Genomic DNA, 12,813 nt, shown 5'->3' with positions numbered 1-12,813 from the left:
CCCCGTTCGCCCTGCCTATGAAACTCGCTCCCGCCCAACTCGCCAAACACCTGCAAGGTGGCCTTGCGCCTGTCTATATCGTCAGCGGCGATGACCCGCTGCTGTGCCAGGAAGCCGCCGACGCCATCCGCACCGCTGCACGCCAGCAAGGCTTCGACGAACGCCAGGTGTTCAGCGCCGACGCCAGTTTCGACTGGGGCACGCTGCTGCAAGCCGGCGCGAGCATGTCGCTGTTTGCCGAAAAGCGCCTGCTGGAACTGCGCCTGCCTTCGGGCAAGCCTGGGGACAAAGGCGCCGCCGCCCTGATGGAATACTGCTCACGCCCCGCCGAAGACACAGTGCTGTTGATCAGCCTGCCCAAGCTTGACGGCAGTGCGCAGAAAACCAAGTGGGGCAAGGCCCTGGTGGAAGGGGCGCAAACCCAGTTCATCCAGATCTGGCCAGTGGACAGCAACCAGTTGCCGCAGTGGATTCGCCAGCGCCTATCCCAATCGGGGCTGTCGGCAACCCAGGACGCGGTGGAGCTGATCGCCGCCCGGGTCGAAGGCAACTTGCTGGCCGCCGCCCAGGAGATCGAAAAGCTCAAGCTGATGGCCGAAGATGGGCAGATTACCGTCGAGACCGTCCAAGGTGCCGTGGCCGATAGCGCGCGCTTTGATGTGTTCGGGCTGGTGGACGCGATCCTCAATGGCGAACCCGCCCACGCCCTGCGCATGCTCGAAGGCCTGCGCGGCGAAGGCGTGGAACCACCGGTCATTCTCTGGGCCCTGGCCCGGGAGTTGCGAGTACTGGCCAATATTGCGCTGCAATACAGCCAGGGCACGCCGTTGGACAAATGCTTCAGCCAGGCCCGACCCCCGGTGTGGGACAAGCGAAAACCGCTGATGAGCAAAGCCCTGCAAAGGCACTCGGCGCAACGCTGGGCGCAGCTCTTGCTGGAAGCGCAGCGCATTGACGCGCAGATCAAGGGCCAAGCGGCCGGTTCGCCGTGGATGAGCCTGAGCCGTTTGTCGCTGTTAATGGCCGGCCAGCGCCTGACACTGCCGGCAGAATAGTCCTACCTCTCGAAGGGCTTTACAGCGGCGCAACATCGGCAGATGATTTGCACCGCTTCATCCCACCTACCGAGAGTAACGACCATGAGTAAAAAGCCATCCAAGCATGGCCCCAACAAGGCCAAATCCATCATCGCCCAGCCACTGTTCCGCAGCCGTCAAGAACGCGCCGGCAAGGGCAAAGGCAGCTACCGTCGCGAAGCCTTCCAGTCTAATAGCTGGGAGGCTTCTTACTTTCTGGCTGCCTGAAGGCAAGCCCCCCTCTGGCATGATAAGGTCTGCACCTGATTTGTAATCCCTGGACCTGTGCATGCCCTCTAGTCTTTCCCGTCGTTGGCACCTTCGCCAATTGATCGCTGCCTCCAGCCTCATTCTGCTCGTCGCCTGCGCGGAAAAACCCACCGCCGCCGACGCTCAACCCCTGCCCAAGCTCCAGACCGCCCCTGTGGTAGCGCCCGCTGTCGTGGCCCCGCTGGCTGTGGACAATCTGGATATCCAACCGACCCAGACCTTCGCCGAATGGCAGGCGGGTTTCCGCGTGCAAGCCCTGCAGGCTGGCATCACTGCTGCGGTGTTCGACAACGCGTTCGCCAACGTCACCCCCGACATGGCGGTCATCCGCGCCGACCGCAGCCAGCCGGAGTTTTCCCGCCCAGTGTGGGAATACCTCGACGGCGCCCTCTCGCCCCTGCGCGTACGCAATGGCCAGGCGCTGTTGATCAAGTACGCCGACATCCTGCAGAGCATCGAACAACGTTATGGCGTCGACCGCCAGGCATTGGTGTCGGTCTGGGGCATGGAGAGCAACTTCGGCCAGTTCCAGGGCAATAACTCGGTAATCCGCTCCCTCGCGACCCTGGCTTACGAAGGCCGCCGCCCGGCATTCGCCCAGGCGCAATTGCTGGCCGCGTTGCAGATCATCCAGCACGGCGACATCCAGGCCGACCAGATGAAAGGCTCCTGGGCCGGTGCCATGGGCCAGACCCAGTTTATCCCGACCACCTACAACACCCACGCCGTGGACTTCGATGGCGACGGTCGCCGCGATATCTGGAACAGCCCGGCCGACGCCCTCGCCTCCACCGCGCACTACCTGCAAAGCTCCGGCTGGCAGAAAGGCCAGCCGTGGGGTTTCGAGGTGAAACAACTGCCGGCGAACTTTGATTACGCCTTGGCCGATGGTGGTGTACGCAAGACGGTTGCCGAATGGATGAAACTCGGTATCCAGTTGCCCTTTGGTGCAAGCATGCCGCCAAATGTCGGCCAACTGTCCGCCGCCCTGCTGCTGCCGGCCGGTTACCGTGGCCCGGCGTTCCTGGTGCTGGATAACTTCCGTGCGATCCTCAAATACAACAACTCGTCGTCCTACGCACTGGCGGTCGGCCTGCTGTCGGAACGCTTCGGTGGTGGTGGCGTGATTCGTGGCGATTGGCCGAAGGATGAGCTGCCATTGAGCCGCTCGCAGCGCATCGACTTGCAGACGGCCTTGAGCGCCAATGGCTACGACGCGGGTAACCCGGACGGGATTATCGGCGCCAATACGCGCAAGGCGATTCGTGCGGCGCAGCAAGCGCTGGGCTGGCCGGCAGATGGGTATCCGACGGTGAAGTTGCTGGAGTCGTTGCAGAACCGTTAGATTTGCGTATGGCGACTACCATCTTCGCGAGCAAGCCCGCTCCCACATTTGACTGCATTCCAAAGTTGGAACTCGGTTGAATGTGGGAGCGGGCTTGCTCGCGAAAGCGGCATCACAGGCAACAGCTATTTAAAGACTACATCCTGCTCCAACACCAACCGCTGCTCCCCCGCATCCAACCGCACCAACGCGCCCATCGGCAGCGTCAGGTTCGGATCGCAATGCCCACTGCGCCAGCCGGACAACACCGGAATGCGCAACGGTTCGAAGGTCTGCTTGAGCAGCCTCTCCAGCGCAACACCCTCCACGCCCGCCACATCCCCCACCAGTACGCCGGCAACCTGCGCCAGCTTGCCGGCCAACCGCAGGTGCGTCAGCAGGCGGTCGATGCGGTAGATCGGCTCGTTGACGTCTTCGATCAGCAGAATGATGCCTTCAGCGTCGATCTCAAAAGGCGTGCCCATGACCGCCGCGATCATCGACAGGTTGCCACCCAACAGGCGCCCACAGGCGATGCCAGGCTCAATGGTGGTCAGCGGAAAGGCTGCCGGGTGCGCGAGCACGCTCCCGGTACCTAGTTGACCGCGTAGCATGCTGAACAATGAAGACTCGGTAGGTTGTTGCTTGTCACCCAACAGGTCGGCGTTGAGCATCGGACCGTGGAAGGTCACGAAACCGGCGTAGCGGCTGATGGCCAGGTGCAACGCGGTGATGTCACTGTAGCCTACGAATGGCTTGGGGTTGGCTCGCAGCAGGTCGAAGTCCAGGCTATCGAGCAAGCGTGGCGTGCCGTAGCCGCCGCGCAGGCAGAAAATGGCGTCGATGTCAGGGTTGGCGAAGGCGTTGTGAAGGTCGTTGAGGCGGGTTTTATCGCTGCCGGCAAGGTAGCCGTCGCGCTCATAGACGCCGGGGAAGATTCGCAGGTCGTAACCGCGAGCGCGCACCCATTGGCCGGCTTTTTCCACGTCCAGGGTGGCGGGGCCGGCGGGGGCGATCAGGGCGATGGTGCCTTCGGATCGCAAGGCAGGTACGGCGATGCTCATCCACAGCTCTCCTTGGCTGACGCGGAACCAAATGTGGGAGCGGGCTTGCTCGCGAATACAGAGTGTCAGTCAACTAATCAGGTGACTGAAACACCGCCTTCGCGAGCAAGCCCGCTCCCACACAAGCCCGCATGCACGTTCAATTTCGGTACGGTTTACGAAACCAGGCTCGCCTTGACCAGCTTGGCCTGCTCGTCCGCATGGTACGAAGAGCGTACCAACGGGCCCGACGCCACGTTCTTGAAGCCCATCTTGTAACCTTCCTCGGCGAACCAGGCGAAGGTGTCCGGGTGCACGAAACGCTGCACCGGCAAGTGGCTGCGGGACGGTTGCAGGTACTGGCCCAGGGTCAGCATGTCGATGTCGTGCTCGCGCATGCGCTTCATGACTTCGATGACTTCCTCGTCGGTCTCGCCCAGGCCCAGCATCAGGCCGGATTTGGTCGGGATGTGCGGCATCATCTGCTTGAATTTCTGCAGCAGGGTCAGCGACCACTGGTAGTCCGAACCTGGACGCGCAGCCTTGTACAGGCGCGGCACGGTTTCCAGGTTGTGGTTGAACACATCCGGCGGCTCGGCGGCGGTGATTTCCAGCGCCACGTCCATGCGGCCACGGTAGTCCGGCACCAGGGTTTCGAGCATCACGTTCGGCGACAGCTTGCGGATCTCGCGGATGCAGTCGGCAAAGTGCTGGGCGCCGCCGTCACGCAAGTCGTCGCGGTCGACCGAGGTGATCACCACGTACTTGAGGCGCAGGTCGGCGATGGCAATGGCCAGGCTTTCCGGTTCGTTGACGTCCAGTGGCTTCGGACGGCCGTGGCCGACGTCGCAGAACGGGCAACGACGGGTGCAAATGTCACCCATGATCATGAAGGTCGCAGTGCCGCCGGAGAAGCACTCACCCAGGTTCGGGCAGGACGCTTCTTCGCACACGCTGTGCAGCTTGTGTTTGCGCAGCAGCGCCTTGATACGGTCGACTTCCGGCGAAACCGGGATGCGCACGCGGATCCAGTCGGGTTTCTTCGGCAGTTCGGTGGTCGGAATGATCTTCACCGGGATGCGTGCAACCTTCTCGGCGCCGCGCAGCTTGACGCCGGCTTCCACCTTGGCACGCGGGGCCGGGGCCGGACGGTCGGTAACGTCCACCGTCGGGATCATGGTTTGCACTGCATCAGTAGTCATAATCAGTCGATTCCGCCCGTAAGGGTCGTCTGCTCAGCATAGTCGAGGTGTTTGACGAGCTGCGCACGCAGCCGGGCACTCACCTCGGCAAATTTAATCGGTGAAGCATGGTCACTCAGTTGCGTCATCGCCAACCCGGCATAGCCACACGGGTTGATCCGCCGGAACGGGGCCAGGTCCATGTCCACGTTCAGGGCCAGCCCATGAAAGGAACAACCATGGCGAATCCGCAGCCCCAGGGAAGCGATTTTCGCGCCGTCGACGTACACACCCGGTGCATCGGGCTTGGCCGCGGCGGTCACGCCGTAACTGGCCAACAGCTCGATCAGGCAAGTCTCCATGCGACTGACGAGGTCACGCACGCCAAACCCCAGCTTGCGCACGTCCAGCAAGAGGTATGCGACAAGTTGTCCAGGGCCATGGTAAGTCACTTGGCCACCTCGGTCGACCTGCACCACCGGAATATCCCCCGGCAGCAGCAGATGCTCAGCCTTGCCGGCCTGGCCCTGGGTGAAGACCGGCGGGTGTTCCACCAACCAGATTTCATCGGGGGCCGACGTGCCGCGTTCATTGGTGAACCGCTGCATGGCGTGCCAGACGGGCTCATAGTCCATCCGGCCGAGCTCGCGAAAGCCCAGGATTTGAGACATCACAACACCATATGCACGAAGCCGGTGGCCCGCAGTTCGCTGTTGATGTTGTAGAGCTGGTCTTGATCAATCGCAACGATGTGCAACTGGATCGTGGTGTATTTGCCGGTTGAGCTGGACCGCTCGTCCACGCGCTGATCGTTGATCGTTGCGTGCTTGCGCACGATCTCGAGGATCAGGTCTTTACGGCCGACACCGGTATCGCTGATCACCTTGATGGGATAGTCCACCACCGGGAATTCGATCTTTGGCGCCTTTACTTCTTTATCGGTCATGGCGTAACGGCCTCGTAAGCGTAAGCCGTGGCGACGGGCAAAGCCCCGCGTCGGATCAACACGGGGCTTTGCAGGTGCACACTATCAGTTGAACAAGCTGTAGAAGAATAGACGGATGCTATCCCAGACGCGGCGGAAGATACCACCTTCGTCAACGGCGTCCAGCGCGATCAGGTCGGCACTGTGTACCACCTTGTCGTCCAGCTTCACTTCGACCTTGCCGATCACGTCACCCTTGGCGATTGGAGCAACCAATTGCGGGTTCATGGTCATGCTGGCCGCGAGCTTTTTCAGCTGGCCTTTAGGCATGGTCAGGGTCAGGTCTTCGGCCAGGCCGGCTTTGACCTGGGAGGTCGCGCCTTTCCACACCGGCGCGGTCGCCAGTTCAGCACCCTTCTGGTAGAAGGTCTGGGTTTCGAAGAAACGGAAACCGTAGGTCAGCAGTTTTTGCGTCTCGGCCGCACGGGCCTGCTCACTGTTGGTGCCGAAGACCACGGCGATCAGGCGTTGGCCGTCACGCACAGCAGACGACACCATGCAGTAGCCGGCTTCGTCGGTGTGGCCGGTTTTCAGACCGTCAACGGTCTTGTCGCGCCACAGCAGCAGGTTGCGGTTAGGCTGCTTGATGTTGTTCCAGAAGAATTCCTTCTGGGAGTAGATCGCGTAGTGCACCGGGTCAACGCGGATGATCGCGCGTGCCAGGATCGCCATGTCGTGAGCCGACGAGTAGTGCTCTGGGTTCGGCAGACCGGTCGGGTTCATGAAGTGGCTGTTGGTCATGCCCAGGTCGGCCACGGTTTTGTTCATCATGTCGGCGAACGCGTCTTCGCTGCCGGCGATGTGCTCGGCCAGGGCGACACTGGCGTCGTTACCCGACTGGATGATGATGCCGTGCAGAAGGTCGCTCACAGTGACTTGCGAGCCGACCTTGATGAACATCCGCGAACCGCCGGTACGCCAGGCGTTTTCGCTGACGGTGACCGGGTCGTTTTCGCCGATCTGGCCGCGACGGATTTCCAGGGTCGCGATGTAGGCGGTCATCAGTTTGGTCAGGCTGGCCGGCGGCAGGCGCTGGTCACCGTTGCTCTCGACCAGCACGTTGCCACTGGCGGCATCCATGAGGACCCAGGACTTGGCGGCCAGTTGCGGGGAAGCCGGCACCATTTCAACGGCCCAGGCGGCCGGGGTGATGATCAGCGAAAGAAGCAGGCACGTGCGTTTGGCTAAGGTGGTGATGTTCATCCGTCTCTCGAAATTGCTTATGGAAACTTGCCCTCGCGGGCAAAACTTATTCAGACAGCCCGTTGCCAGACTGTCGCGTGTTCGGTTGCCCGCTCACCCCTTGCCCCTGGGTTTTTATTGTTCAACGAGCCAACAACCAGGGTTCGAGCCCGCGCACGAGCCTGAACCATCAATTCTCTATTATTCGGCAGTGACCACGCTGGGTTGCCCCAGGTTGGCCATGCGTACGCTGTTCTGTACTTGTGCCACTTCGCTCGGCGAGCCGATCGGGCCCATGCGCACACGGTGCAATGTCTGCTGGTTACGCACGATGGAGCTGATGAACACTGGCGCGTTGACCATGCCACTGAGCTTGGACCTTAACAGTTCTGCCGCATCCGGGTTGGCGAAAGCGCCGACCTGCAGGTATTGCCCGCCGGCCATCGAAGCGCCAGGCGCGGCATGGGGCACGACCACCGTGTCAGGCGCGTGCTGTGCCGGTGGCGGCGTCCACTGCTCGATCTTGCCGGTAGAGGCGGTCACTTGCGGCTGTTGGGTTTGCGGCTCGTTGAGCATCAACGGCGCGGGTTTGCCACGCTGGGCCCAGTACTGCGCCGGGTCGATACCTTCGACTTTCACGCGTGCGGTGCCGGTTTCGGCGTAACCGAGTTTCTTCGCGGCAGCGTAGGACAAGTCGATGATGCGGTCCGAGTAGAACGGGCCACGGTCGTTCACACGCAGGATCACTGTGCGGTTGTTGTCCAGGTTGGTCACACGGACATAGCTGGGCAGCGGCAAGGTCTTGTGCGCGGCGCTCATGCCGTACAGGTCATACACTTCGCCGTTGGCGGTGTTCTGGCCGTGGAATTTGGTGCCATACCAGGACGCCGTGCCCGACTGCACGTAGGTCTTGGATTCCTGCAGCGGGAAGTAGCTCTTGCCCAGCACGGTATAGGGGTTGGCCTTGTACGGACCGGTGTGCAGGGTCGGCGTGGCATCCGGGATCTTCGACACGTCGACGTCCCACCACGGCGCGCCGTCTTTGTGTGCGCGGTTGATGTCCAGGCCCGGCTGGGAACGGACGACCGCGCCCCCGGACTTCTGCGCCGGGCCACGGCTGGTGGAGCAACTGACGACCAGCAGGGACAACGCGGCGAACGCCACCAGCTTGAGCGGTTGATTGAACGGCGATGCCCGCATTACTTGTTGCCCCGTGCTTGGACCAGCATGTCTGACAGCTGATGCACGGCCATGGCGTACATCACACTGCGGTTATAACGCGTGATTGCGTAGAAATTCTTCAGGCCCATCCAGTATTCCGGGCCGTTTTCGCCTTCAAGGCGGAACGCCGTGACCGGCATATCATCCGGCAGCGCATTCTGACTCGACCAGCCCAGCGCCCGCAACTCCCCGACCGTCTTGGCCGGCTCAATGCCCTGGGTCAGGCCTTCATCGGCGCGGTCACCAGTGACATCGGCGCGGATTACCACCGGTTCGCCGGCTACCCAGCCGTGGCGCTTGAAGTAGCTGGCCACGCTGCCAATAGCATCGTCTGGGTTGCTCCAGATATTGATATGCCCGTCGCCGTCAAAATCCACTGCATAAGCGCGGAAGCTGCTCGGCATGAACTGCGGCAAGCCCATCGCTCCGGCGTAGGAGCCTTTTAGGGTCAGCGGGTCGACCTGTTCTTCGCGGGCCAGCAGCAGGAATTCGCGCAGCTCCTTGCGGAAGAAGTCAGCACGTGGCGGGTAATCGAAGCCCAGGGTCGACAACGCGTCGATCACCCGGTAACTGCCGGTATTGCGCCCGTAAAAAGTTTCGATGCCAATGATCGAGACGATCACCTGGGCCGGTACGCCGTATTCCTGCTCGGCGCGAGCCAGCACCGCTTCGTGCTGGCGCCAGAAGTCCACACCTCGCGCCACGCGCGCGTCGGTGAGGAACATCGGGCGGTATTCCTTCCACTGTTTCACCCGTTCGGCGGGGCGAGAGATGGCGTCAAGGATCGCCTGCTTTTTCTGTGCCTCGCGGAACACACCCATCAGTTGCTCACCGGCGAAACCATAGTCGCGGGTCATTTCACCGACAAACTCGGCGACCTGGGGTGAACCATCGTAGTCACCGGCCTGCGCCTCTTGCGTTGCGCCCAGCAGGCCAATCAGGCCCATCCAGGACGCGTGCCGAGTCGCCCAGCCGCGCATTACTTGCATTGACATCTTCACCTTATTCAAACCTGCGCGATCCATTTGCGATGCGTATGGATCGACATCAAAACCCCAAACGCTGACAGCAATGTCACCAGCGAAGTTCCGCCGTAGCTAATGAACGGCAACGGCACCCCCACCACCGGCAACAGGCCACTGACCATACCGATGTTGACGAAAACGTAAACAAAAAAAGTCATGGTCAAGGCACCGGCCAGCAATTTGCCGAACAGTGTCTGCGCTTGCGCAGTGATCACCAGGCCGCGACCAATCAACAGCAAATAGATCAGCAACAGCGCGCAAATGCCCACCAGGCCGAACTCTTCGCCCATCACCGCAATGATGAAGTCGGTGTGGCTCTCAGGCAAAAAATCCAGATGCGACTGGGTGCCCAGTAACCAACCCTTACCAAATACTCCACCAGAACCGATGGCCGCCTTGGACTGGATGATGTTCCAGCCGGTCCCCAACGGATCGCTTTCCGGGTCAAGGAAGGTGAGGATCCGCTGCTTCTGGTAGTCGTGCATAAAGAAGAACCACATGGCGACCGCCACGGGCACGGCGGCGGCCAGTACGCTGAGGATCCAGCGCCAGCGCAGACCGCCCATGAACAGTACGAACGCACCGCCCGCCAGGATCAGCAGCGAGGTGCCGAGGTCCGGCTGGCGCACGATCAGGATGAAGGGTATGCCGATCAGGATCAGGCTGACGCCCACGTGTTTGAGTTGCGGCGGCAAAGTGCGCTTGGACAAATACCAGGCGATGGTCGCCGGCATCAGGATCTTCATGAATTCCGACGGCTGGAAGCGGATCACCCCCGGAATGTTGATCCAGCGGGTCGCGCCCATCGCGTTGTGGCCCATCACGTCCACCACCACCAGCAGCAATACGCCTGCCACATAGCCCAAGGGCACCCAGCGTGCCATGAAGCGTGGCTCAAGCTGAGCGATCACCACCATCGACAGCAAGCCCAGGCCGAACGACGAGGCCTGCTTGATCAGCAGGTCCCAGTTCTTGCCGCTGGCGGAATACAGGACGAACAGGCTGCCGGCCGCCAGGGTCAGCAGCAGGATCAGCAACGGGCCATCAATGTGCATGCGTTGCAGCAACGTCGCACGGCGACGCATCACATCTTCGCTGGAGAGGATGCGGTCAAAATTACTCTTCACGGGCCGTAACCTCAGTGCTTGAAGGGGGGCCGCCATATTCGGGCTTGAGCCTGCCGTCGTCGGCCAACAGCCAGGCGTCCATCACTTGGCGCACCACCGGCGCCGCGACGCCGGAGCCGGACTCGCCGTTCTCGACCATCACCGCGACCACGATTTTCGGGTCATCCGCCGGCGCAAAGCCGACAAACAAGGCGTGGTCTCGGTGGCGTTCCTGGACCTTGGTGCGATCGTATTTCTCGCCCTGCTTGATCGCCACGACCTGGGCGGTACCGCTCTTGCCGGCAATGCGGTATTGCGCGCCAACGGCTGCCTTGCGCGCGGTACCACGGGCACCGTGCATCACTTGCTGCATGCCGTGGTTGACCTTGGTCCAGTCCGACGCGTCGCGCAGCACAATGTCGGGGATCGGGTTGTCGTCCACCGGTTTTTCACCTTCGATGGTCTTGGCCAGGTGCGGACGGTTCCAGATGCCTTTGTTGGCCACCAGCGCCGTGGCCTGGGCCAGTTGCAGCGGCGTGGCCTGCATATAGCCTTGGCCGATGCCGAGAATCAGGGTTTCACCCGGGAACCACGCCTGGCGACGGGTCGCGCGCTTCCATTCCCGCGACGGCATCAGGCCGGGGGATTCCTCGAACATGTCCAGGGAGACTTTCTGGCCGAGGCCGAACTTGCCCATGTAGGTGGACAAGCGGTCGATCCCCAGCTTGTGCGCCAGGTCATAAAAATAGGTGTCGTTGGAGCGCATGATCGCGGTGTCCAGGTCGACATAGCCGTCACCGGTGCGGTTCCAGTTACGGTATTTGTGATCGTAGTTGGGCAGCATGTAATAGCCTGGATCGAACACCCGGCTGGAGGCTGTGACCACACCCGCGTCCAACCCCGCAATCGCCACCGCCGGTTTGATCGTCGACCCCGGCGGATACAGGCCGCGCAGTACGCGGTTGAACAGCGGGCGGTCGATGGAATCGCGCAACTCGGCGTAGGCCTTGAAGCTGATGCCGGTCACAAACAGGTTGGGGTCAAAGCTTGGCTGGCTGACCATCGCCAGCACTTCGCCGGTCTTCGGGTCCAGCGCCACCACCGCGCCACGGCGACCGCCCAGGGCCATCTCGGCGGCTTCCTGCAACTTGATGTCCAGGCTCAGGACGATGTCCTTGCCCGGCACCGGGTCGGTACGCTTGAGCACCCGCAGCACTCGGCCACGGGCGTTGGTCTCGACTTCTTCGTAACCCACCTGGCCGTGCAACTCCGGCTCGTAGAAACGCTCGATGCCGGTCTTGCCGATATGGTGGGTACCGCTGTAATTGACCGGATCGAGGGTTTTCAGCTCTTTCTCGTTGATCCGCCCCATGTAGCCGACAGAGTGGGCAAAGTGCGGCCCTTGCGGGTAATGGCGCACCAACTGCGCCACCACTTCCACACCCGGCAAACGGAACTGGTTCACCGCGATCCGTGCGATCTGCTCTTCGGTCAGCTCAAACAGGATCGGCACTGGCTCGAATGGTCGGCGCCCCTGTTTCATGCGCTTTTCGAAGATCACCCGGTCTTCCGGCGTCAGTTGCAGCACCTCGACGATCACATCGAGGATCTGCTGCCAGTCGCCGGAGCGCTCGCGGGTCATGCTCAGGCTGAAACTGGGCCGGTTATCCGCCACCACCACGCCATTGCGGTCGAAAATCAGCCCTCGGGTTGGCGGAATCGGCTGCACATGCACCCGGTTGTTTTCCGACAAGGTGGAGTGATAGTCGTACTGGATCACCTGCAGGAAATACAGGCGCGCAATCAGCACACCCAACAACGCCACCACCATGATTGCGCCAAACACCACGCGAGCGCGTACAAGACGTGCGTCTTTCTCGTGGTCCTTGATGCGGATCGGCTGGGTCATCGGGAGGGGCGCAGATTATTTGTGGTAAGGGTGCCCGGACAGAACTGTCCAGGCGCGATACAGCTGTTCACCGATCAGAATCCGTACCAACGGGTGCGGCAACGTCAACGCCGACAGCGACCAACGCTGATCAGCCCGCGCACAGACTTCCGGCGCCAGCCCTTCGGGGCCACCGACCATGAAGTTGACCGTGCGCGAATCCAGGCGCCAGCGATCCAGTTCCACCGCCAACTGCTCGGTGCTCCAGGGTTTGCCGTGCACTTCAAGGGTGACAATGCGCTCGTTGGGGCCGACCTTGGCCAACATGGCTTCGCCTTCCTGACGGATAAAGCGCGCCACATCGGCATTCTTGCCCCGGGTGTTAAGCGGTATTTCCACCAGCTCAAGCGACAGCTCAGCGGGCAGACGCTTGGCATACTCGTGCCAGCCTTCTTCCACCCACTTGGGCATGCGTGAACCGACAGCGATCAGACGCAGGCGCACAGCCGTTC

At 61.8% G+C, this 12,813-nt stretch carries 13 protein-coding genes; 3 read left to right on the top strand and 10 right to left on the bottom strand.

What is annotated here, in order from left to right:
- The first annotated feature begins 17 nt into the window (after window positions 1-17).
- The 3 genes from holA (at window position 18) to ACP7EW_RS26620 (ending at window position 2,691) form a co-directional block, all read left to right on the top strand.
- Complete coding sequence (gene holA, locus ACP7EW_RS26630; RefSeq protein WP_033896443.1) at window positions 18-1,055, top strand: DNA polymerase III subunit delta; 1,038 nt, start codon at window positions 18-20, stop codon at window positions 1,053-1,055.
- 84 nt (window positions 1,056-1,139) lie between these two features.
- On the top strand, window positions 1,140-1,304 hold the full coding sequence (gene arfA, locus ACP7EW_RS26625; RefSeq protein ID WP_003176285.1) for an alternative ribosome rescue factor ArfA: 165 nt from the start codon (window positions 1,140-1,142) through the stop codon (window positions 1,302-1,304).
- A 61-nt stretch (window positions 1,305-1,365) separates the two neighbouring features.
- Entirely contained in the window at window positions 1,366-2,691 is a 1,326-nt protein-coding gene (locus ACP7EW_RS26620) for a lytic murein transglycosylase (protein ID WP_426220995.1), read from the top strand.
- Window positions 2,692-2,816: 125 nt separating this feature from the next.
- On the opposite strand, the gene ACP7EW_RS26615 is transcribed toward ACP7EW_RS26620, so the two are convergent.
- From ACP7EW_RS26615 to rlmH, 10 genes are all read right to left on the bottom strand, one after another.
- A complete protein-coding gene (locus ACP7EW_RS26615) occupies window positions 2,817-3,734 on the bottom strand; it encodes a S66 peptidase family protein (RefSeq protein ID WP_426220993.1) in 918 nt (305 codons plus the stop codon).
- A gap of 155 nt (window positions 3,735-3,889) precedes the next feature.
- Window positions 3,890-4,891, bottom strand: coding sequence for a lipoyl synthase (lipA, locus tag ACP7EW_RS26610; protein ID WP_017735632.1), 1,002 nt, complete (start codon window positions 4,889-4,891; stop codon window positions 3,890-3,892).
- 26 nt (window positions 4,892-4,917) lie between these two features.
- Window positions 4,918-5,565 carry a lipoyl(octanoyl) transferase LipB gene (lipB, locus tag ACP7EW_RS26605; protein WP_177112015.1) on the bottom strand — a complete coding sequence of 216 codons (648 nt, stop codon included), beginning with the start codon at window positions 5,563-5,565 and terminating at the stop codon, window positions 4,918-4,920.
- The gene (locus tag ACP7EW_RS26600; protein ID WP_010206784.1) at window positions 5,565-5,840 is read right to left on the bottom strand and encodes a DUF493 domain-containing protein; all 276 of its coding nucleotides are present in this window, start codon (window positions 5,838-5,840) and stop codon (window positions 5,565-5,567) included. The genes lipB and ACP7EW_RS26600 overlap by 1 nt, the downstream gene beginning before the upstream one ends.
- An 84-nt stretch (window positions 5,841-5,924) precedes the next feature.
- The gene (locus ACP7EW_RS26595; RefSeq protein WP_426220991.1) at window positions 5,925-7,082 is read right to left on the bottom strand and encodes a D-alanyl-D-alanine carboxypeptidase family protein; all 1,158 of its coding nucleotides are present in this window, start codon (window positions 7,080-7,082) and stop codon (window positions 5,925-5,927) included.
- A gap of 180 nt (window positions 7,083-7,262) precedes the next feature.
- On the bottom strand, window positions 7,263-8,261 hold the full coding sequence (locus ACP7EW_RS26590) for a septal ring lytic transglycosylase RlpA family protein (RefSeq protein ID WP_033896438.1): 999 nt from the start codon (window positions 8,259-8,261) through the stop codon (window positions 7,263-7,265).
- Window positions 8,261-9,271, bottom strand: coding sequence for a lytic murein transglycosylase B (gene mltB, locus ACP7EW_RS26585; protein WP_010206788.1), 1,011 nt, complete (start codon window positions 9,269-9,271; stop codon window positions 8,261-8,263). Before mltB ends, ACP7EW_RS26590 begins: the two co-directional genes overlap by 1 nt.
- Before the next feature lie 17 nt (window positions 9,272-9,288).
- The gene (rodA, locus tag ACP7EW_RS26580; RefSeq protein ID WP_017735626.1) at window positions 9,289-10,392 is read right to left on the bottom strand and encodes a rod shape-determining protein RodA; all 1,104 of its coding nucleotides are present in this window, start codon (window positions 10,390-10,392) and stop codon (window positions 9,289-9,291) included.
- A 31-nt stretch (window positions 10,393-10,423) separates the two neighbouring features.
- Complete coding sequence (gene mrdA / locus ACP7EW_RS26575; protein WP_033896437.1) at window positions 10,424-12,322, bottom strand: penicillin-binding protein 2; 1,899 nt, start codon at window positions 12,320-12,322, stop codon at window positions 10,424-10,426.
- 15 nt (window positions 12,323-12,337) lie between these two features.
- Complete coding sequence (rlmH, locus tag ACP7EW_RS26570) at window positions 12,338-12,805, bottom strand: 23S rRNA (pseudouridine(1915)-N(3))-methyltransferase RlmH (RefSeq protein ID WP_003176297.1); 468 nt, start codon at window positions 12,803-12,805, stop codon at window positions 12,338-12,340.
- Window positions 12,806-12,813 lie beyond the last annotated feature (8 nt).

Origin of the sequence: Pseudomonas sp. DWRC2-2 (genome assembly GCF_049897885.1) — a bacterium.
Taxonomy (GTDB): Bacteria; Pseudomonadota; Gammaproteobacteria; order Pseudomonadales; family Pseudomonadaceae; genus Aquipseudomonas; species Aquipseudomonas azotoformans_A.
Note: the sequence above shows the minus strand (reverse complement) of the source record. Positions and strands in the feature narration are given on the sequence as shown.